The sequence below is a fragment of the Massilia sp. PWRC2 genome (assembly GCF_049896725.1).
GTDB lineage: Bacteria > Pseudomonadota > Gammaproteobacteria > Burkholderiales > Burkholderiaceae_D > JAFCUW01.
Window position 1 is genome coordinate 182,922 of the sequence record NZ_JAFCUW010000005.1, and the last position, 18,424, is coordinate 201,345.

The 18,424-nt window shown below is 62.2% G+C and carries 19 protein-coding genes; 9 read left to right on the plus strand and 10 right to left on the minus strand.

From position 1 onward, the window contains the following. Nucleotides 1-174 precede the first annotated feature (174 nt). From ACP7BZ_RS12120 to ACP7BZ_RS12140, 5 genes are read left to right on the plus strand one after another with little or no spacing between them, the layout of a single operon-like run. On the plus strand, nt 175-1,830 hold the full coding sequence (locus ACP7BZ_RS12120) for an EAL domain-containing protein (protein ID WP_426113401.1): 1,656 nt from the start codon (nt 175-177) through the stop codon (nt 1,828-1,830). Continuing rightward, nucleotides 1,827-2,078, plus strand: coding sequence for a hypothetical protein (locus ACP7BZ_RS12125; protein ID WP_426113403.1), 252 nt, complete (start codon nt 1,827-1,829; stop codon nt 2,076-2,078). The genes ACP7BZ_RS12120 and ACP7BZ_RS12125 overlap by 4 nt, the downstream gene beginning before the upstream one ends. Beyond that, the gene (locus ACP7BZ_RS12130) at nt 2,075-2,914 is read left to right on the plus strand and encodes an HDOD domain-containing protein (protein WP_426113405.1); all 840 of its coding nucleotides are present in this window, start codon (nt 2,075-2,077) and stop codon (nt 2,912-2,914) included. Before ACP7BZ_RS12125 ends, ACP7BZ_RS12130 begins: the two co-directional genes overlap by 4 nt. Further along, nucleotides 2,911-4,251, plus strand: coding sequence for an HD domain-containing phosphohydrolase (locus ACP7BZ_RS12135; protein WP_426113407.1), 1,341 nt, complete (start codon nt 2,911-2,913; stop codon nt 4,249-4,251). The genes ACP7BZ_RS12130 and ACP7BZ_RS12135 overlap by 4 nt, the downstream gene beginning before the upstream one ends. Continuing rightward, complete coding sequence (locus tag ACP7BZ_RS12140) at nt 4,248-4,748, plus strand: response regulator (RefSeq protein WP_426113409.1); 501 nt, start codon at nt 4,248-4,250, stop codon at nt 4,746-4,748. The genes ACP7BZ_RS12135 and ACP7BZ_RS12140 overlap by 4 nt, the downstream gene beginning before the upstream one ends. On the opposite strand, the gene ACP7BZ_RS12145 is transcribed toward ACP7BZ_RS12140, so the two are convergent. Next, a complete protein-coding gene (locus ACP7BZ_RS12145) occupies nt 4,735-6,036 on the minus strand; it encodes an ATP-binding protein (protein ID WP_426113411.1) in 1,302 nt (433 codons plus the stop codon). The genes ACP7BZ_RS12140 and ACP7BZ_RS12145 overlap by 14 nt on opposite strands. A gap of 145 nt (nt 6,037-6,181) precedes the next feature. Between ACP7BZ_RS12145 and ACP7BZ_RS12150 the strand changes: the two genes are divergently transcribed. Beyond that, nucleotides 6,182-6,928, plus strand: coding sequence for a transporter substrate-binding domain-containing protein (locus ACP7BZ_RS12150; RefSeq protein ID WP_426113413.1), 747 nt, complete (start codon nt 6,182-6,184; stop codon nt 6,926-6,928). A gap of 22 nt (nt 6,929-6,950) precedes the next feature. Here ACP7BZ_RS12150 and ACP7BZ_RS12155 read toward each other — a convergent pair whose 3' ends face one another. Then, on the minus strand, nt 6,951-7,538 hold the full coding sequence (locus ACP7BZ_RS12155; RefSeq protein WP_426113415.1) for an isochorismatase family protein: 588 nt from the start codon (nt 7,536-7,538) through the stop codon (nt 6,951-6,953). Nucleotides 7,539-7,701: 163 nt separating this feature from the next. Next, the gene (locus tag ACP7BZ_RS12160) at nt 7,702-8,283 is read right to left on the minus strand and encodes an ankyrin repeat domain-containing protein (protein ID WP_426113417.1); all 582 of its coding nucleotides are present in this window, start codon (nt 8,281-8,283) and stop codon (nt 7,702-7,704) included. A 328-nt stretch (nt 8,284-8,611) separates the two neighbouring features. Between ACP7BZ_RS12160 and ACP7BZ_RS12165 the strand changes: the two genes are divergently transcribed. Both ACP7BZ_RS12165 and ACP7BZ_RS12170 read left to right on the plus strand, forming a co-directional pair. Beyond that, nucleotides 8,612-9,160, plus strand: coding sequence for a RidA family protein (locus ACP7BZ_RS12165; protein WP_426113419.1), 549 nt, complete (start codon nt 8,612-8,614; stop codon nt 9,158-9,160). A 134-nt stretch (nt 9,161-9,294) separates the two neighbouring features. Further along, the gene (locus ACP7BZ_RS12170) at nt 9,295-11,772 is read left to right on the plus strand and encodes a TonB-dependent receptor plug domain-containing protein (RefSeq protein WP_426113421.1); all 2,478 of its coding nucleotides are present in this window, start codon (nt 9,295-9,297) and stop codon (nt 11,770-11,772) included. A gap of 184 nt (nt 11,773-11,956) precedes the next feature. Here ACP7BZ_RS12170 and ACP7BZ_RS12175 read toward each other — a convergent pair whose 3' ends face one another. Together ACP7BZ_RS12175 and ACP7BZ_RS12180 are read right to left on the minus strand one after the other, a co-directional pair. Further along, on the minus strand, nt 11,957-12,355 hold the full coding sequence (locus tag ACP7BZ_RS12175; protein WP_426113423.1) for a c-type cytochrome: 399 nt from the start codon (nt 12,353-12,355) through the stop codon (nt 11,957-11,959). Further along, complete coding sequence (locus ACP7BZ_RS12180; protein ID WP_426113425.1) at nt 12,352-13,980, minus strand: flavin monoamine oxidase family protein; 1,629 nt, start codon at nt 13,978-13,980, stop codon at nt 12,352-12,354. The genes ACP7BZ_RS12175 and ACP7BZ_RS12180 overlap by 4 nt, the downstream gene beginning before the upstream one ends. Nucleotides 13,981-14,188: 208 nt before the next feature. Here ACP7BZ_RS12180 and ACP7BZ_RS12185 point away from each other — a divergent pair, with 208 nt between their 5' ends. Further along, nucleotides 14,189-14,722: a sugar O-acetyltransferase gene (locus tag ACP7BZ_RS12185; RefSeq protein WP_426113427.1), complete on the plus strand. Its 534-nt coding sequence runs from the start codon at nt 14,189-14,191 to the stop codon at nt 14,720-14,722. A gap of 156 nt (nt 14,723-14,878) precedes the next feature. Here the strand turns inward: ACP7BZ_RS12185 and ACP7BZ_RS12190 are convergent, their stop codons facing one another. The 5 genes from ACP7BZ_RS12190 to ACP7BZ_RS12210 all read right to left on the minus strand — a co-directional run bounded on the left by ACP7BZ_RS12190 (nt 14,879) and on the right by ACP7BZ_RS12210 (nt 18,089). Further along, nucleotides 14,879-15,682 carry a hypothetical protein gene (locus tag ACP7BZ_RS12190; protein ID WP_426113430.1) on the minus strand — a complete coding sequence of 268 codons (804 nt, stop codon included), beginning with the start codon at nt 15,680-15,682 and terminating at the stop codon, nt 14,879-14,881. Between the two features lie 52 nt (nt 15,683-15,734). Next, on the minus strand, nt 15,735-16,178 hold the full coding sequence (locus tag ACP7BZ_RS12195) for a hypothetical protein (RefSeq protein ID WP_426113432.1): 444 nt from the start codon (nt 16,176-16,178) through the stop codon (nt 15,735-15,737). Nucleotides 16,179-16,300: 122 nt separating this feature from the next. Further along, on the minus strand, nt 16,301-17,155 hold the full coding sequence (locus tag ACP7BZ_RS12200; protein ID WP_426113434.1) for a CsgG/HfaB family protein: 855 nt from the start codon (nt 17,153-17,155) through the stop codon (nt 16,301-16,303). Further along, nucleotides 17,152-17,586, minus strand: a complete 435-nt coding sequence (locus ACP7BZ_RS12205; RefSeq protein ID WP_426113436.1) for a curli assembly protein CsgF — start codon at nt 17,584-17,586, stop codon at nt 17,152-17,154. Before ACP7BZ_RS12205 ends, ACP7BZ_RS12200 begins: the two co-directional genes overlap by 4 nt. Before the next feature lie 14 nt (nt 17,587-17,600). Further along, nucleotides 17,601-18,089, minus strand: coding sequence for a CsgE family curli-type amyloid fiber assembly protein (locus tag ACP7BZ_RS12210; RefSeq protein WP_426113438.1), 489 nt, complete (start codon nt 18,087-18,089; stop codon nt 17,601-17,603). Nucleotides 18,090-18,424 lie beyond the last annotated feature (335 nt).

Consider the following 18,424-nt stretch of genomic DNA (forward strand, 5'->3'; position numbering starts at 1 on the left):
TAAAAACCCGAACAGTGACTTTTTGTTGTACTGACCCGCTTCAATTCGTGGCTTTTGAGCAACAATTGGTGGCTTGAAGACACCCATTTATCGACAGGGCTGGCATGATGATTGTTCAGCAAATCAGGGCGGGCCAAGGGCATCGCCTGGTTTGTAAAATCAACGGGACATCCAATGCGGGCAGCGCAGCAGCAGGTCGCAATCGAATCGAAGGCCGCTGCCGCGCTGCCGGCGGCGTGCGAGCCGCTTGCGCAAGCGGACCTGTGTCTGCGCTATGAGCCGGTGGTCGGTTTGCACAGCGGTGCGCTCGACAGCCTCGAAGTGCGCGTGGGCTGGCAACATCCGCAGCTGGGACTGCTCTCTGCCGCTCAGTGCGCGGCGCAGGCGCGCGCCGGCAGATTGCCGTTGCCGCCGCCGGCCTGGATGTTGCAGCAATTGTGCCGCGATCTGCAGGCGTGGCGCCGGCAGGCCCATCCCACCTTGCGGGTGGCGCTCGACCTGCTGCCGGACGAATTCTGCGATCCCCTGTTCGGGCCGGCGCTAATCGAGATGCTGGTGTGCTTCGACTTGCCAGCCGATGCGCTGACGCTGGAAATGAATGAAGCGGCGCTGGCCCATGCTGGTTCGCAGTGCGCGGCGCGGCTGGCGCAGTTGCGTAGTCTGGGCCTGTCGCTGACACTCGACGAGTTCGGTAGCGGACCGGCGTCACTGCGCAATTTGCGCTGCGATGCCTTCGACGCCGTCAAGATCGCCGCTGATGTGGTCAGCGCCGCCGCTGCCGACGGCATGGACGGCGCCCTGTGGAGCGCCGTCATCGCCATGGCGCACCAGCTGGGCATGAAAGTGGCGGCCGAAGGAGTGCAGACGGCCGCCCAATGCGCTTTTCTCAGTCACCCTGTGCGCCATCACCAGTGCGACCAGCTGCAGGGACCGGTTTTTTCCGGCCCCCTGTGCGTGGCCGAACTGAACCTGCTGCTGGCCAGCGGGCGCACGCTGGCGCCGCAATTTTTACACACGCGCACGCGGGCGCGCCGCCTGATGCTGGTCGATGACGAGCCGAATATCCTGGCAGCGCTGCAACGGCTGCTGCGGCGCGATCAATACCAGATCGTGCTGGCCAACAGTGGCGCCGAAGGTCTGGCCATGCTCGCCGCCAACAGCGTCGATGTAATCGTTTCCGACCAGCGCATGCCCGGCATGCTGGGGGCCGACTTTCTACGCAAGGCACGCGCTATCTGCCCGGACAGCATCCGCATAATGTTGTCCGGTTATACGGAACTGCAATCGGTCACCGATGCCGTCAATGAAGGGGCGATCTTCAAGTTTTTGACCAAGCCATGGGACGACGAACAGTTTCGCGGCCATATTGCCGAAGCTTTCAGGATCAAGGAAATCGCCGATGACAATCAACGCCTGCACTTCGAGGTACGCAGCGCCAACCATGAACTGGCGGCGGCCAACCGCAAGCTTGAACAGCTGTTACGCGAAAAGCAAGAGCAGATCAGCCTCGACGAAATCACCCTGAATGTGGCGCGTGAATTGATGCAGCATTTGCCGCTGCCCATCATCGGCCTCGATGACAGGGGCATGATTGCCTTTCTCAATCGCAGTGCCGAACAGCTGTTGTCGACTGCCGGCGCACTGCTGGGCAAGGGCGCGGCGCTGGTGTTGCCGTACCTGTTGGCCGATGGCGCCTTGGCTGGCGCAGCATCGAGCCACCGCACCGACATCGCTGGCACGGCATATCGCGTGTTGCACTATAGGATGGGTCAATGCTCGGCCTCGCGCGGCAGTCTGCTGGCCCTGATCAGCGACAACGGCACGCCATGAACGAGCCACTGCCGGCCAGCGCCATCGCGCCCGATCGGGCCGCCTGCGTCGGCGCCAGCATGGCACCCATGACAAACGCGGCGGCGCCGCTGGCCACGCTACAGCTACAGCAACAGCAACAGCAACAGCAACAGCAACAGCAACAATTGCTGCGGCTGGCGCACCTGTTTCGCCACCTCGACGGCGACCCCGCCGCCGCGCTGCTGCTGCAGTGCCTGCGCCACTACCGCTGCAAGGACCTGCCATGATCGACCCCAGCGCCGTCAGCGCCCGCGTGGGCGAACTGCCCTGCCTGCCGCAGCTGGTGATGGAGCTGCAGCAAAGCATGCAAAGCGATGACATCGATGCCCACGCGCTGGCGGCGCGCATCACGCTCGACAGCGCGCTCGCTGCCAAGATTTTGCAACTGGCCAATTCGTCGTTCTATGGCGTATCCAACAGGATCACCACCGTGCAGCAGGCCGTCTCGGTGCTGGGCTTTCACAGCATCCGCACCTTGTTGACCACCTGCTCGATCACCAGCAGTTTTACAGCCGACGAGGCCGGTGCGCGCCATTTCACGGAGTTCTGGCGCCATGCGATTGCCACCGCCGTGTGTGCGCGCGTGCTCGCCCCGCACCTGGCACTGCCTGCCGAAAACGCCTTCACGGCCGGCTTGTTGCACGATATAGGGATACTGGTGCTGGTCACCGAGTTCCCGGTCGAATACCAGCAGGTGCTGGCCTACCGCAAGGCGCACGACAGTCTGCTGATCACGGCCGAGCTGGCCGTGCTGGGCATCGACCACGCGCGCGTCGGTTGCGCGCTGGCTGCCCACTGGCGCTTTCCGGCGGCGATCGAAGATGCGGTCGGCGGCCATCACCAGGACGGCTTTGCCGGCCAGCCGCTGACCCTGACTGGCTTGATCTGCCTGGCCAGCATCGTCGCCCACGCGCTCGACCTCTCTGGCAGCGACGCCGAGCAGGTGCCGCCGCTGCCGCTGCTGTTGTGGCAGGCGGTGCCCTTGAGTGACAGCGGCTGGCAGCAGGTGTTTGCTGACATCGATGCCCTGTTCGATGAGCTTTGCCAAATGTTGCTGCCATGAGCGCCGCCGCGTCCTTGCCCTTGGCCGTGCCGGCGCCGAGCGCGGGCGCGGTGGTGCTGTGCGTCGACGACGAGCCAAATATCCTGTCGTCGCTGCGCCGGCTGTTGCGCGGCCAGGGTTACCGCATCTTGCTGGCCGAGAGCGGCGCGGCTGCCCTCGCCATCCTCGAACAGGAGCCAGTCGACGTCATCATTTCCGACATGCGCATGCCGCAAATGAATGGCGCCCAGCTGCTCGCCAGGGTGTGCGCCCGCTGGCCCGGCACCATGCGTCTGCTGCTGACCGGCTATGCCGAAATCCAGGCGATCCAGGATGCCATCAACGAGGGAGAGATCTACCGTTACATTACCAAGCCGTGGGTCGATGTCGACATCCTGCTGGTGGTGCGGCACGCCCTCGAACGGCGTCAGCTGGAGCAGGAAAAAGCGCGGCTGGAAGCGCTGACGGTGCAGCAAAATGATGAACTCAAGGCGCTCAACCAGAGTCTCGAAGCGAAGGTGGAAGCGCGTACCCGGCTGCTCAAAGCCCAGCATGAGGCGACCGTGGCCGCTAACAAAAAGCTGCACCACAACTTCGTGACGACGATTAAGATTTTTTCAAGCATGATCGAGCAGCGCTCCCAGTCTGTCTCGGGCCATACGCGCCAGGTGGCCGAGCTGGCCGGCCAGATGGGCGTGGTGCTGGGCCTGGCGCCACAAGAGGGCCAGGACCTGGCGATTGCGGCCCTGCTGCACGACCTCGGCAAGATCGGTTTTAGCGACGCCCTGCTGAGGACGCCACTGACGGCCCTGCACGGCGAGACGCTGGGACAGTTTCGCAAGCATCCCGTGCGTGCGCAAGAGTTCCTCATGCCGCTGGAAGATTTGCGCGGCAGCGCCGCCATCTTGCGCTGCCAGCTCGAGCGCTTCGATGGCAATGGTTTTCCCGACGGTCTGGCCGGCTTTGCCATCCCCATCGGCGCCCGCATCCTGGCGCTGGCCATCGATTACTACAACCTGCAGCAGGGCGCCATGGTGCAGCGCCACCTGCGTGCCGACGAAGCCCTCACCCTGGTCCTCGACGCCAGCGGCAAGCGCTACGACCCGCAGGTGGTGGCGGCGTTCCGCCAGGTGGTCCAGGGCCAGGAGAGCAGCGTCAGCGCGGACGTCGAGATGCTGTCGGGCGAACTGCTGCCTGGCATGGTGCTGGCGCGCGACCTGCTCAATCGGGAGGGCCTGATGTTGTTAGCCAATGAACACGTGCTGGACGCGCACATCATCGAGCAAGTCCGGGATTTTGAAAGCAAGAGCCGCTGCCGGCTGGCGATCTGGGTACGCACCACGAAGGGGCAAGCATGAACAAAATCTTGTTGGTCGACGACGACGCCGGCATCTTGAGCGCGCTGCAGCGCACCTTGCGCCAGATGTTCCTTGGCCAGTCACTGCAAATTGAAACCTTCACCAATCCCATCGATGCCCTCAACCGCATCTGCGTGTGCGATTTCGACCTGATCATCTCCGATTACATGATGCCGCAGCTCAGTGGCGCCGAACTGCTCGAAGCGCTCAAGGAAGTCGCCCCCGACACCGTGCGCATCATGCTGTCGGCGTCGAGCGACTTTAGTACCGTGCTGAGCACCATCAATCAGGCGCAGGCGTTCCGCTTCATGCTCAAACCGTGGGACCCCGTCGAGCTTGAACTCAATGTGCGCCAGGCGCTGGCGCTGCGTGCCAGCCTGATGGCAGGCAAGGCCAGCACTGACACGCCGCAGCAGCGCGAGGCGGCCCGGCTGGAAGCGGAAGAGCCGGGCATCATGCAGGTGCGGCGCGATGCGGACGGTGCTATTTTGCTGTAACTGCCAGCACCGGCAGGTGCACCGTAAAGCGGGTGCCCACGCCCAGTTCCGAGGCGACCTCGATACGGCCGCCGTGGCGCTTGACGATGCCGTACGACAGCGACAAGCCCAGGCCAGTGCCGCTACCGACCGCCTTGGTGGTAAAGAACGGTTCAAAGATGCGGTGCAGGTTTTCCGGCGCAATGCCGCTGCCATTGTCCGCCACCTCGATCCACACCCAGCCGTTGGCCGCACCGGTGCGCAGGCTGATGACGCCATTGCCATGCATGGACTGGGCGGCGTTGACCAGCAAATTCATGAACACCTGGTTCAGTTGCGACGCCAGGCAGGTCACCGGTGGCAGCACGCCATACTGCTTGTCGACGCGCGTCTTGTATTTGATTTCATTGCTGACGATATTGAGGGTGCTGTCGAGGCCCTGGTGGATGTCGGCGACATGCCACTCGGTTTCGCCAACGTGCGAAAAGTCCTTGAGCGCTTCGACGATGTCCTTGACGCGCTTTAAACCGTCCATCGATTCGCGGACCAGGTCGACCACATCGTCTTTCAAAAAGGCCAGATCGGCCTGCTGGCGCAGGGCCGCCAGTTGCGCCGCCAGTTGCGGATGGGGCGCGGCCGCCAGTTCGTAGTGATCGATCACGCCGAGCAGGGTATCGACATAGTTTTTCAGCGAGCCCATATTGGAATTGACGAAGCCCACCGGGTTGTTGATCTCGTGCGCGATGCCGGCCGCCAGCTGGCCGATCGAGGCCATCTTTTCTGCCTGCAGCAACTGCTCATGGGCACTGCGCAACTCGCCGATCAGGGCTTGCTGTTCGGCCCCCTTGATCTTCAAATCTTCTTCCATGCGCTTGCGCATGGTGATGTCAGTGAGCGAGCCGATCACTTCGAGCGGCAGGCCTTGGTCATCGCGGATCAGGCGCAGGGTGTCGTGCATCCACAGGTAGCTGCCATCGTGGATGCGGAAACGGTAATCGTAGCTGCGCTGGCCCTCGCTGAAAATGAGCGCCAGGCTGGAAAAGATATTCGGTGCATCGTCCGGATGGATATGATCGAACCAGAAATTCGGGTCTGCCAGCATTTGCTCGGGGCGGTAGCCCAGCACGTTGACGGCGTTTTTGCTGACGAAGGTCATTTTGAAGTCGCCGCTGGGGACGGTGCAATAGATGATTGCCGGCGTATTGTCGATCAGATATTGTAAGCGTGTCACCGGCGATGCTTCTTCCGCCGTGCGGCCCGATTTGACGGCGGGCGCCGGGGTGGATAGATCGAATTCTTCAAATTGCATGCCGGTTACCTCTCGCTGCAGATGCCTGTTTTTTATAGGGCCAAGCCTGACTTGACTATACTGCAGTTGGCTCGGCCGGCTGTGGTTTTCCCAGTTGTTTTTGCAGCGCTGTGCCTGCACTTTCACCCTTGACGGAGTCTCATCCATGCTACTCGCCTGCCCGGCGGCCCTGCGCGCCGCCTTCGCTCCCACCGGCGTACTGCGCGCCGCCATCAACCTGGGCAACCCGCTGCTGGCGCGGCGCGCTGATGGCGACGCTGCCGGCGCAGCCAGCGGGGTCTCGGTCGACCTGGCCGGGCAGCTGGCGCGCCTGCTCGAGGCCCCGCTGGAACTGCTGCTGTTCGATACCGCCAGCGGCGCGGTCGAGGCGGTATCGACGGCGCAGGCAGACCTTGGCTTTTTTGCCATCGACCCCTTGCGCGCTGCCCACATCGCGTTCAGCCCGGCGTATCTGTTGATCGAAGGGTTTTATCTGGTGCGTCAAGGGTCGCCGATCAGCAGCAATGCCGAGGTCGATCGTCCGGGACAGCGCGTGGTGGTGGGCAAGGGCAGTGCCTACGACCTGTATCTGACGCGCACCTTGCAGCAGGCGCAGATCGAGCGTGCGCCCAGCTCGCAGGAGGTGGTGGCGACGTTTCTCGCCGGCGGCGCCGGGGTGGCGGCCGGCGTCAGGCAGCAGCTCGAGGCGGACAGTGCCGGCATCGACGGCCTGCGCCTGCTCGGGCAGCGTTTCATGGTCATCGAGCAGGCGATGGGGGTGCCGAAACAGCGTGGCGCCGAAGTGGCGGCGTGGTTGACGCAGTTTGTTGAGCAGATGAAAAGCAGCGGTGCGGTGGCGCAGGCGCTGGTGCGCCATGGCGTCACTGGTGCTGTGGTGGCGCCGGCGGCCTGACCTGGTTGCCACCCAGTTGCAGCTACGCCGCTACCACCTCGCGGCACATCACCGCGCCGCCTGCCTGCATGCGGGCAATCGCGCGCGCGCCGTCGCCGGCCTGCACATCGACGGCGCGGATGGCATCGACCAGCAACCCCACCTCAAAGCTTGCCGCCAGGGCGTCGAGCACGGTGTGCAGCACGCAGTAATCGGTGGCCAGGCCACCGACGAAGACGCGGCGCACGCCTTGCGCGCGCAACTGCTCGGCCAGGTCGGTGCCATCGAAGCCGGAATAGGCATCGCGGTCGGCAGTGGTCGCTTTCGAGACGATGGTGGCGCCAGCCGCCGACAGCTGCAGGGCGGCGGGGAAGGCGGCGCCCGTGCTGCCAGCGAGGCAGTGGGGGGGCCAGATGCTTTGCTGGGCATGGAAGGAACAGTGATCGGCCGGATGCCAGTCGCGGGTGGCGAACACTGGCAGCGCGTGCGTGGCAAACGCCGCTATGGCGTCGTTGAGGACGCCGATGACGGCGTCGCCATCGGCCACCGCCAGCGCGCCGCCGGGCAGAAAGTCATGTTGCAGGTCGACGATGATGAGGGCATCGCCGGCTTGGGGGCGAACAGATTGCATGGTCACTCCAGGTCAAATCAGGGTAGGGGGCTGTAATGCCGCGCTGTGATGCCGCGCTGTGATACTGTTTAGCTGATAAAAAATGGGACAGGCGAGGTCGCGCCAAACGTGGCCCATTTCTGTATTCGCTCAAGCGCGCGGCCGACGGCGCCAGCGTCAGCGCTTATGTAATCGCACCGCCCAAATCATACCCGCCTGCGGGCAACTGTGCATGCGCCGCCAGCGCCGCTGCCGTCTGCTGCGCATGCATCTTTGCCGCCAGGCTGTGCGCCGTCATGCCGCGGCTGTCGACGGCGTCGACCCGGGCGCCGTGGTCGATCAAGAGCTGCAGCAGGTCGACCCGGTTGAACATCGCCGCCATCATCAGCGGCGTCTTGCCATCGGGGCTGTTGCCATCGACGGCAGCGCCGTGCGTCAGTAGCAGGCGGGCAATTTCCAGATAGCCCTTGTAGGCCACGCCCGCCAGTGGCGTCTGGCCCTGGTCGTTGGCGACGTTGGCATCGGCCCCCGCCTGCAACAGCACGCGCACGGTGTCGAGGTGGCCGTGGTAGCTGGCCAGCATGATCAGGCTGTCGCCTTTTTCATTGCGAAAATTGACCGGCATGCCTTTGTCGATCAAGCCGTCAAGGCGCGCGGCATCGCCGGCGCGCACCAGCGCAAAAATCTGGCGGATCACGTCAAGGGTGGCGGCGTCCATCGGCGCTGGCTCGCCGTCGGTGGCAGTGCTGGGGTGGTCGGTTTGCATGGTTCCTCATTCGATCTGGTGGCGTTGACAGCGTAAGAGGGCGGCACGGCGGCGTCGGTGCGACGGCGCACCCTGTTGACAAAGACATCGCGCGCAGCGTTGTCTCTGTGACTTCATTTGGTGCGGCGCAATATTAAATTGGTGCAATTTTGCCAGGGCATCCACAGCGCGGTCGCGCACGCACAGCGCCACCCGAATGGCGCACTGCACTGTTGATCATCAGGCACGCATATTGCTTTGAAAGAATTGCCTGCGTTTTTTTAGCGCGGTGCAGCGAGTTTCCTGCCATTCGTGCGGGTCCGTTCATGCTCGATTAAGAGGACTTTTCATGCGTATTTCCGTTCTACAGAAACAGATCTTCACTGCAGCCCTGGCCAGCACCTTGTCCGTCTTGAGTAGCGCGGCGCATGCCGAGGAAATCAAGCGCACCGGTATTGCCAATTCGACCTTCCCCATTTCGCTCACGGTCAGCGTGCCGGCCAACAGCCGCCTGGTGTTCGTCAGTGGCACCCTGGCCGATGTCGCCAATGCGGACGCGCCCAAGGGTTCGATCGAATCGTATGGCGACACCCAGACCCAGACCACCTCGATCCTCAACAAGATCAACAAACTGCTCGCCGCCGAGGGCCTCAGCCTGGCCGATGTGGTCAAGGCGAATGTGTTCATGGTGGGCGATCCCAAGCTCGACGGCAAGATGGATTTTGCCGGCCTGAATGCCGCCTATGGCCAGTTTTTCGGCACCCCTGCGCAACCGAACAAGGCGGTACGCACGGCCTTGCAGGTGGCGGCGCTGCCGATGCCGGGCGGCCTGATCGAAATCGAGATGATCGCCGCCAGGGCGCTGCCAGCAGCGGCGGCGCACGCACGCAAAAAATAAGCGCTCGCTGCCGGCGTCCGTCACGGCACAGGTGGCCGCAATCAGCAACGTAACACCACGCATCCATCCCGCCAAGCCGGGAGGGATCCGTGCAAGCCAAAATTTTGATGAAGTCCACGACCAGGAGCCTTACCATGTCGCAAGCCAATCCCCGTCGCACCGCTGTTTCGCTGGCTGTCGCCAGCGCCTTTGCCATCATGTTGCAAGCAGCCCCCGCCAATGCCCAGCAGCTGGCGATGGCCAGCACGGCGGCGCCAGGCGCCGCCAATCCTGACGTCAAGGTCGAGGCCGTGATCGTCACCGGCACCCGGGTCGGCGGCCTCAAGGCCATCGACAGCGCCTCGCCCATCCAGGTGCTCGATTCGACCTCGCTCGAGCGCACCGGCCAGCCCGACCTGATCCAGGCGATGGCGCAAAACCTGCCATCGTTCACCGCCCAGGCGTTCGGTGGCGACGCCGCCAACCTGACCCTGTCGGCGCGCTTGCGCGGGCTGTCGCCGAACGACACCCTGGTGCTGGTCAATGGCAAGCGCCGCCACACCACCGCCAACCTGGCGGTGCTGGGCGGCCCGTACCAGGGCGGCGCTGCAGCCGACCTGAACTACATTCCCGTGTCCGCCATCGACCACATCGAAGTGCTGCAGGATGGCGCCGCCGCCCAGTACGGCACCGATGCGATCGCCGGCGTTGTCAACATCATTCTCAAGAAGGACACCAGCGGTGGCAGCGTCACCACCAGCGCCGGCCAGTACTTCGACAAGGGCGGCCGCACCGGCGACATTTCCCTCAATGCGGGTTTCGCGCCGGTCGACAAGAGCTTCGTGAATTTTTCGCTCGAGCATAAATACCACGCCAACAGTGACCGCGGCGGCATCGATCCACGCGTCATCGATGCGGCCAACCTGGCCGCCTCGCCGATCCTCAAGACGGTGCCCGGCTATCCGTATGTGAACCACATATCGGGTGACGCTGCCTATCACCTGACGATCGGCTCGATCAATGCCGGTATCGATCTGACCCCGGATACAGAACTTTATAGCGTGCTGACCTACGGCCAGAAAAAAGCCGCCGCCTATGAGAACTACCGCATGCCGAGCCGCCTGCCCAAGCTGTTCCCGCTGGGCTTTTCACCGAAGGAAGCGATCAAGGAAACCGATTACCAGTTCACCGCCGGCATCAAGGGCACGATGGGCGAATGGAACTGGGATCTGTCGACCACCTATGGCAAGGATGACGTCGCAGTGGGCGTGCTGGGCAGTGCCAACGTCTCGCTCTACAATGACACCGGCGCCACGCCCTATGATTTCCACGCCGGTGATTTCATCGCTTCGCAATGGACCACCAACCTCGATATCGGCCGTGGCTTCAATGTCGGCTGGAAGAGCCCGCTGAACGTCGCTGTGGGTTACGAGCACCGCCGCGACACCTACGAAATCGGCGCCGGCGATGCCGCTTCGCGCTACAAGGAAGGGTCGCAGTCGTATCCTGGTTTTCTGTTGACCGATGCCGGCAGCCACGCGCGCGACAATAACGCCGTCTACGTCGACGTCGCCGGTTCGCCCGTCGACAATCTGAAACTCGATGCCGCCGCCCGCTATGAAAAATTCAGCGACTTCGGCAGCGCCAGCGTCGGCAAGATCACCGGTCGCTATGATTTCAGCCCGGTCGTCGCCGTGCGCAGCACCATCAGCAACGGTTTCCGCGCGCCCACCATGGCCGAGCAGTACTACTCGGCCACCAATGTCTCGCCGACTTCGGCGTTCGTGCAGCTGGCGCCCAATTCGCCGGGCGCGGCGCTGGTGGGGGTGAGCGGCCTGAAGCCTGAGAAATCGCGCAACTACAGCCTTGGCATGGTGCTGCATCCAACGCCGGCGGTGTCGCTGACGGTCGATGCGTACCAGATCAGCATCAGCGACCGCATCGTCGGCAGTGGTGCCGTCTACGGTTCCGGCGGTTCGGTCAATTCGCCGGCGGTGGTGGCGGCCATCAAGGCCAATGGCAATGTGCTCGATCCCACCGTCACCCAGACCGGCATCAACATCTTCTCGAATGCCGTCGACACCCGCACCCGCGGCGTCGAAGCAGTGCTCTCGACCAGCAGCAAGTATGACGATATGGGTCGCATCGATTGGTCGGCCGCCGGCAGCTACAACAGCACCACCGTCACCGCCATCAACCAGGCGCCGACCCAGCTGCGGCCGCAGTCGCTGCTTGACCAGGCCGCCATTTCGGACCTGGAAACAGCCTCGCCGAAGTTCCGCCTGAACCTGGGTGCCTTGTGGAAAATGGGCATGTGGTCGGTGAACCTGCGCGAATCGTTTTACGGTTCATCGTCGGAGTACGGCACGGAAGATGGCGGCGCTTACTTCAAGACCAAGATCACGCCAAAATACATCACCGATCTGGAAGTGAGCGCCCGTGTTACCAAGGGATTGACGCTGTCGGTGGGCGCCAACAACCTGTTCAACAAATACCCGAACCAGGTCAGCTCGCAGTTGCTGGCCGCGCAACGGGCAGCGCTGGACAATGCGGCGGTGACGATCTACCCGAGCTTCTCGCCGATTGGCATCAATGGCGGTTATTACTATGCACGGGCGAGCTATGCGTTTTAAGCGGCAGTGAGCGGTGCGAGCGCCCCTGTGGTTCGGGGGCGCCCATAAAAAAAGCGCCAGAGCCTGGCGCTTTTTTTATGGGTTGTCGTCGACCCGCGCTTGCGCGGTGAGCACGTTGGGTCAAAAAATGGGACTGTCACTTTTGCGGTGCCAGTCCCACGGTTGCCAGCCAGCGCCCCAGCGCTCAGTGAATGATCGTGCCCTTTTCCTGCGTGCTGGCGGCCAGCGCCGCACCCTCGCGCACCGTGCTTGCCTGCGCGCCGCTGATGGCGCTGGCCTGATTGCCCCAGGCGCTGCGCGCATAGCTGAGCACGGCCGCCAGCGCATTGTCGTCGAGCGAGCTGGCAAACGCCGGCATGCCGGCGCGGCCCTTGAGCACGGTGGCAATCACCAGCGCGGGCTCACCCTGCAGATACACATTGGCCTTCAGCGCCGGGAAGGCGCCGGGGATGCCAGCGCCGCTGGCCTGGTGGCAGGCGGCGCAATTTTTGGCAAACAGCATCTTGCCGTCGACCGCGGGGCCGTCGGCCTGGGCCCAGCGAGCAGCCAGGCCCACCACCATCATCAGTAGCGCGCGCTTCATGCGGCCGCTGCCTGCGCGCTCAGGCGCTGGTGGATGCGCACCATCTGCTGCCAGCTCGATTCGATGGCGCCGGCCTGCCAGCCACCCAGGTGACTCATGTGCTCGCCCGCCAGCAGCGTGCGCTGTTCACCCTCGACCAGCACGGGGTAGGCGTTGGCGCGCGCTTCTTCGCTCCATTCGGCCCAGCCGCCCAGGTTGTACTTGACGCGGTGCCAGGCCACCGAAAAAGACGACTCATAGTTCTTGCGGTACTGGCCCGGGAAGATTTTTTCGCCGGCGGCAACCGCATACTCGGTGCGTTCAGCCAGCGACAGTCCCGACAGTTCGGCCGCATCGCCGCCAAAACTGTAAAAGCCCAGCAGGGTGCCCTTGCGGCCCTGCCAGTTGGACGACGGCAGCGAAATCAGATTGATGCCCTTGGTATCGGTGTAGACGTGGCCACCATAAATGCCGTCGTCTTCTTCCCAGAAGCGGCGGCCCATTTGCAGGCCGATCTTGCACACGGGGGCGTAAGCGGCGCCCTGCATGGCGGTCTTGAACTTGGCAGAAAAATCGGTGTCGACCTGGCGCAGGACGGACAGGGGCAGGGTGCACAGGCAGAAGTCGCCCTTGACCACGCTGGTGGCGCCGGTTTTCACATCGCGCACACCGACTTCGACGCCATCGCTGTGGTTACGCAGGCTGAGCACTTCGGTGTTGTAGCGGATCATCTTGCCGACCCGTTTTTCAAAGGCTTTGGCGATCGCATCCATGCCGCCCACCGGTTGCAGCATGGTCGCCTGCTGGGTAAATTCATGCACCGAGTGGTACATATGGCCCAGCTTCGACTGCAGCAGGTCGGAAAAGCCCAGCGGATCGCTCGGCACGCCCGGACCGGGGCTGATGCCGGCGCCCGGGTTGATCTTGAAGCCGCGCCCTTCGGTACCGCGGTAGCGCAGATCCTTGCGCGACAGATAGCCTTCGTTGACCAGGTAATCGATCAACAGCTGCTTGTCGGCGGCGCCCACCTGCTGGTCCATGGCGCCACTTTGCACGCCCTTGGCCAGCAACTCGTCGACGTAGCCGCGCATATCCGCCTTGACTTCAAACTGGCGCAGGCGCTTGCCGCGCAGGGCGCCGGCGGCGTTGTCGTTGTAGACGTAGGCGGCGTCGTTGTCGTTGTTAAACAGTTCGAGGGGGATGCCGAAGCTGCTGGTGTAATGCAGGGTCGAGCGGTGGTTGAAGGGAATCCGCCACGGGCCGAAATTGATGTACTGTCCCTTCTCAAAATTACACACCTGCTTTTCGCCGCCCAGCTCTTCCAGCACGGTGCCGCTGCGCGCGGTCTGGCAACGCCCGCCGGCAAATGCGCGCGCTTCGATGACCTTGCAGGTGTAGCCCAGTTTGCTCATTTCGTAGGCCGCCGTCATGCCGGCCAGACCGGCGCCGAGGATGACGATGGTCTTGCCCCTGCCACTGCCCGATAGCGGCGGCGGGGCGTCGTGCCTGGAAGCGATGTCCATGCCCCAGGCTTTCATATTGGCCAGCAAAAAGCCGCTGCCACCCACAGCCAGCGCCTTGGCCAGGAAATGGCGGCGCGACGGCGCTGCCTGGAGGTCGAGCAGGGAAGGAGGGGACGAATTCATGGGCACCTTTGAAAGTATGAGCGACGTAAATACGACGCTGCAGTGAGCAGCTGACGTGAATACTGCAGCAAGAGCCGTGCCACACCGGGGGCGGCTGAAAGGCGGTGTACTGCACTGCAGCAGTGCAGGCTACAGCGGCTGCCGCGCACTACAATGGTGGCTGACCGACCGTAGCGGACCTTGTATGCCACCCACCCAACGACAAAACATGCTCGCAGGCGCGCCCTATCAGGCCGACGACCCGGAACTGCAGCTGGCAGCGCGGCGCGCCTGCAGCCTGGCCAGGCAGTACGAAAACGCCTATTACGACAACCCTGAGGCTGCCCGCGCGCTGCTGACCGAACTGCTCGGTGCCGTGGGCGAGGGCGTGCACATCAAGCCGCCCCTGTTTGTCGATTACGGCAGCGCGATTACCATCGGCGCCGGCACCTTCGTCAATTACGGCTTGATGGCGCTCGACGTTGCGGCGATCACCATCGGCGCCGACGTGCAGATCGGCCCGAATGTGCAACTGCTCACGCCCACCCACCCGCTCGATCCGGTGGCGCGGCGCGCCAAATGGGAAGGGGCCAGGCCGATCGTCATTGGTGACAATGTCTGGCTCGGTGGCGGCGCCATCGTGCTCGCGGGCGTGACCATCGGCGAGAACAGCGTGGTGGGCGCGGGCGCGGTGGTGACGCGCGATGTGCCGGCCAATGTGGTGGTGGCGGGCAATCCGGCGCGGATCTTGCGGGAACTTTGAAGACCACCCTGGGGAAGCAGGCACAGCGCCGGCGCTGGTGCGCACGTCAACTGGCCGGGCCACGCAAAGCATGGCCCGGCACTGTGCGCTCTCCGGCGCTCACCGGCGCTCAACGAGCGCCTGCGCTAGCCGTCATGTTGCCGCTGCTGGCGAAGCTTAGTGCTGGTTGATGTATGCAACCAGGCTCGAGCCGTTCTGGTTGACATTCGCGTTGTTCACGCCGGCACTGGTGCCGAGCATGCCTTGCACCACGCTGGCGTAGTTGCTGTTGCCATTCTGCAGAACCGAGGTGGCATTGTAGGTGCCGCTCTGACCGACATTGGCGATGTTCGAATTGCCCAGTTGGACGACATCGGCAGCCAGATCGGACCCGGCCGACTGCAGCAGGGAAGCCGTGTTGCTGGAACCGTTCTGGTACAGGTTGACGCGCAGATTGTCCATCGTATCGCTCAGCGTTGGATAAACCGCGGTGGTCTGGGTAATCGAGGCGTTGTTGTACGAACCGACTTGGGTCGAATCGACGCTCGAATGATCTGCCACGGAGGTGACACTGACCGTATTGTTATTGCCGCTCTGCGTCAGGCTCTGGCGGCTGTAGTCGGAATCGTTTGCGACGATGGCGGCAACGTTGCTCGAGCTGCCGTACTGGTTAATGCTGCTACTCGAATTCCACGAATTGACCTGGACGTCGGTGGCCGTGTTGGCCGAGCTGCTTTGGCTGATGGTGGCGGTGTTGGCCTGTTGTCCCCAGCCTCCCGTCAATTGCTGGATCGTCGCCGAGTTGGAATCAGCGCTTTGAATGATGGTGCCCGCGTTGTTGGTAACGGACGACTGCTCAATCGTTGCAGTATTGCTGATGCCGGTCTGACTGGTTGTTGCAGTATTTGAGGTCTGGGCAAATGCGGAACCGGATGCCACCGAAGCTGCAGCGACGACCAGGATAATCAGATTCTTTTTCATTTTAGTTTCCCATTAAATAATAAGGGCTTACAAATGGCGGCGAGTCAGGCCCTCAATACTGAATCACCGTTGCCGTATTGCGATCGCCATACTGGCGAATCACGGCGGTCAAACCACTCGATAGCTGGGTTATTGTTGCGCGATTAAAATTTCCCACTTGTTCCACCAGTGCCCGGTTGGCATTGCCATATTGGGTCACGCTGGCAGTATTGTTATTTCCACTTTGAAGCATCATCAAGACATTGCGCTCGCCAGCCTGCGCAATGCTGGCGCTGTTGGCCCAGCCGTCCTGGTGGACCCATAACTGATTGGCATTGCCCGCTTGCGCTGCAAACAAAAGGTGATCGGTACCGCGCTGTTGCACAATTGCGCGCTGCGCCGCACCCTGCTGATCGAGGCGTATTTCCGATTGCAATCCCAATTGCGATAATTCCGCATAAGCACCGCCGGCCACCACCTGCATGAACTCAGCTGGCGGTAATTCCAGCGATGGCATCAGATCAGTCGCGCCAACCGACCGCGCATACAAACAGCACAGCGCGATCAGTACGCCACCGCGGGTGGGCGACAATCGCCGCGCATGCTCGGCGGCCAGCCTGGCAGGCGGGTGACGGTGCATCACTGGACTTTCACCGGCTCGCCGGCGGGATTGTCGTTACTCGCTTGCAGTATGTATTCTTGTAAAACGGGCTGATTCCAGTCCGACTCATTTTTCAGCGACCAGGATTTGTCACGCAAGCCCTCGACGATCATGTGGATCACCGCCGCTTCGATGGCTTCCTTGACACACAGTTGCGCCGGTTCATTGCGCGTCATGCCTCCCTCGAGCTCCACCAGGTCCTTGAAATTGACGAATTTGAAAACACTCGGATGGATTTCGTAGGAATAAATGGTCTTCGTGGTCGACACGCTGTGAAGGATCTGACCGCCGCGAATGTCGACCGTGCGCAGGTTGACGGTGACCTGGTCGACCCGGTATTGCGTGCTCAGGCCAATGCCCAGGTAGCGCGCAGCCAGACCGCCCGTGCGGACATTGCTCTCGTAGGCGGTGATTCCGCCTTCCACCAGAATCGAGGCCGCCAGCAGGGCGGGAAAACCGGCCGGCGGCGCGTCCTTGCCGGGCGCCGGTTCAAGCGCCCGCACGATCTTGCGCTCGGTGAGCAAGTCTTGCAGATTTTCTCTTTCCACCGGCGTGAACCAGCGCGAATCTTTGAGCGCCTTGATCAGGATGGCGCCACCGCCCTGGGTAACCGAGGTCGAAAACGAGCTGTCGGGCGCCGGTTTGTATTGCCCGGTTTGGTCGCGAAAGCCGTACACGGCCGCCAGTACTTTTCCTTTCGGCAGCGGCAGACTGCGCAGATTTTTGCTCGTCGGTGTGGCCGGCGTCAGCACGGCGGCCGACTTGTCGGCCGTCGCCGGTGGCGTGCTGGCGCAACCGCAGAGCAGCAGGCCCGCCAGCAGCAGCGCCCTCATTGGCTCACCTGGAACGAGGTGGACAGGCCAGTGGCCTTGTCGGTGGTGGTAATTTGCAGCAGGCCACCACCGAGGTCGAGAATGGTGATGGAGAAATTTGCCGTCTCTACCGTACCGGGCACCAGCTTGCCACCGGCCGAAATCTTGCTGCCGGTGGCCGCGGCCAGCTGACTGAGAATCGAACGCTCCAGCATGCTGTTAAATTGTTGCAGCGGTGTTTGCGCCAGCGTGCCATTCGAGGCCGCGGTCGGTGCCGGATGCTTGTTGGTGGCCGATGCCGAATTTAACAGAATCGATCCATTGACCGGATTGCCGCCAAAGGAAGGATTGGTGGGCACGTACACCAGATCGGTCGCCAGGCTTGGCGTACAGATTGCAGTGACTGTCAATGCCAGGATCACCACCGCCGGGTTAAGCATCGTTTCAAACACGTGTATCTCCTTCATCAAATTTCATCTGCGGCGATGTCCTGATCGCGCATGAGTAATCGCTGGACATCGACATTCATCATGTTTTCATAGACCTGTTCTACCGCCTTTTCGCTCATCGCGCGAATGGCCAGGTGCGACGGCGGCAAGGCGGCCTGAAAAATCCTGCGCTGCGCATATTCAACCCACACCTGGCTGCCGCTTCTGGCACTGACCCGTTCGTGAATCGAGATTAAATACTGATCGCTTAGCGCGTTATCACGCCAGTACGCAACAAAATTGCGGAAGAATGCATGGCCAAAACTGGAAAACGTTTGATCGACCACGATGCCGCCAAATGCTGGTAGCGGACTGGCCGCTTTGCCGGTCGCTGGCGCGGCCGCATTCGCTGGTCCAGCCAGCAATGCCGCCAGCATCGCGATCGATAAGCCGGATTCTGTTAAATACCATCGCCGCATGTTTGTTTCGCCCAGGTGAATACCGCACCATTCAAGCGTGCCTGTCATTTAATGTTTATGAGGCTAATTTTTTATAGGCCAGGTGCCCGGCCGGTTTAATCTGGGTGCTGTCAATTACACATCATGGGGAGAAAATGTAACATGCAATTTACATGGAAAAAATATTTTTTTATAAGGTGTATAAAACGCAACGCACGCCGGATCAAATAATGTTGCATTGTATTAAAATAAAATTATTAAAATAAATGTTAAATTGAAATTATCCGGCCGTCTTATCATTTATTTTCTTATGGGTAATGCATTGGGATAATAATCGGCTGGCGTGTGCGATCGGTTTGAAGTTGATTGCAGGAGGGGAATTGAAAACGGCCCGGGGCGGGGCC

Bases quoted from the DNA above. Each gene is read 5' to 3' on its own strand.
- ACP7BZ_RS12120 (WP_426113401.1), top strand. From the start codon at position 175: ATGCGGGCAGCGCAGCAGCAGGTCGCAATCGAATCGAAGGCCGCTGCC.
- ACP7BZ_RS12125 (WP_426113403.1), top strand. From the start codon at position 1,827: ATGAACGAGCCACTGCCGGCCAGCGCCATCGCGCCCGATCGGGCCGCC.
- ACP7BZ_RS12130 (WP_426113405.1), top strand. From the start codon at position 2,075: ATGATCGACCCCAGCGCCGTCAGCGCCCGCGTGGGCGAACTGCCCTGC.
- ACP7BZ_RS12135 (WP_426113407.1), top strand. From the start codon at position 2,911: ATGAGCGCCGCCGCGTCCTTGCCCTTGGCCGTGCCGGCGCCGAGCGCG.
- ACP7BZ_RS12140 (WP_426113409.1), top strand. From the start codon at position 4,248: ATGAACAAAATCTTGTTGGTCGACGACGACGCCGGCATCTTGAGCGCG.
- ACP7BZ_RS12145 (WP_426113411.1), bottom strand. From the start codon at position 6,036: ATGCAATTTGAAGAATTCGATCTATCCACCCCGGCGCCCGCCGTCAAA.
- ACP7BZ_RS12150 (WP_426113413.1), top strand. From the start codon at position 6,182: ATGCTACTCGCCTGCCCGGCGGCCCTGCGCGCCGCCTTCGCTCCCACC.
- ACP7BZ_RS12155 (WP_426113415.1), bottom strand. From the start codon at position 7,538: ATGCAATCTGTTCGCCCCCAAGCCGGCGATGCCCTCATCATCGTCGAC.
- ACP7BZ_RS12160 (WP_426113417.1), bottom strand. From the start codon at position 8,283: ATGCAAACCGACCACCCCAGCACTGCCACCGACGGCGAGCCAGCGCCG.
- ACP7BZ_RS12165 (WP_426113419.1), top strand. From the start codon at position 8,612: ATGCGTATTTCCGTTCTACAGAAACAGATCTTCACTGCAGCCCTGGCC.
- ACP7BZ_RS12170 (WP_426113421.1), top strand. From the start codon at position 9,295: ATGTCGCAAGCCAATCCCCGTCGCACCGCTGTTTCGCTGGCTGTCGCC.
- ACP7BZ_RS12175 (WP_426113423.1), bottom strand. From the start codon at position 12,355: ATGAAGCGCGCGCTACTGATGATGGTGGTGGGCCTGGCTGCTCGCTGG.
- ACP7BZ_RS12180 (WP_426113425.1), bottom strand. From the start codon at position 13,980: ATGAATTCGTCCCCTCCTTCCCTGCTCGACCTCCAGGCAGCGCCGTCG.
- ACP7BZ_RS12185 (WP_426113427.1), top strand. From the start codon at position 14,189: ATGCTCGCAGGCGCGCCCTATCAGGCCGACGACCCGGAACTGCAGCTG.
- ACP7BZ_RS12190 (WP_426113430.1), bottom strand. From the start codon at position 15,682: ATGAAAAAGAATCTGATTATCCTGGTCGTCGCTGCAGCTTCGGTGGCA.
- ACP7BZ_RS12195 (WP_426113432.1), bottom strand. From the start codon at position 16,178: ATGCCATCGCTGGAATTACCGCCAGCTGAGTTCATGCAGGTGGTGGCC.
- ACP7BZ_RS12200 (WP_426113434.1), bottom strand. From the start codon at position 17,155: ATGAGGGCGCTGCTGCTGGCGGGCCTGCTGCTCTGCGGTTGCGCCAGC.
- ACP7BZ_RS12210 (WP_426113438.1), bottom strand. From the start codon at position 18,089: ATGACAGGCACGCTTGAATGGTGCGGTATTCACCTGGGCGAAACAAAC.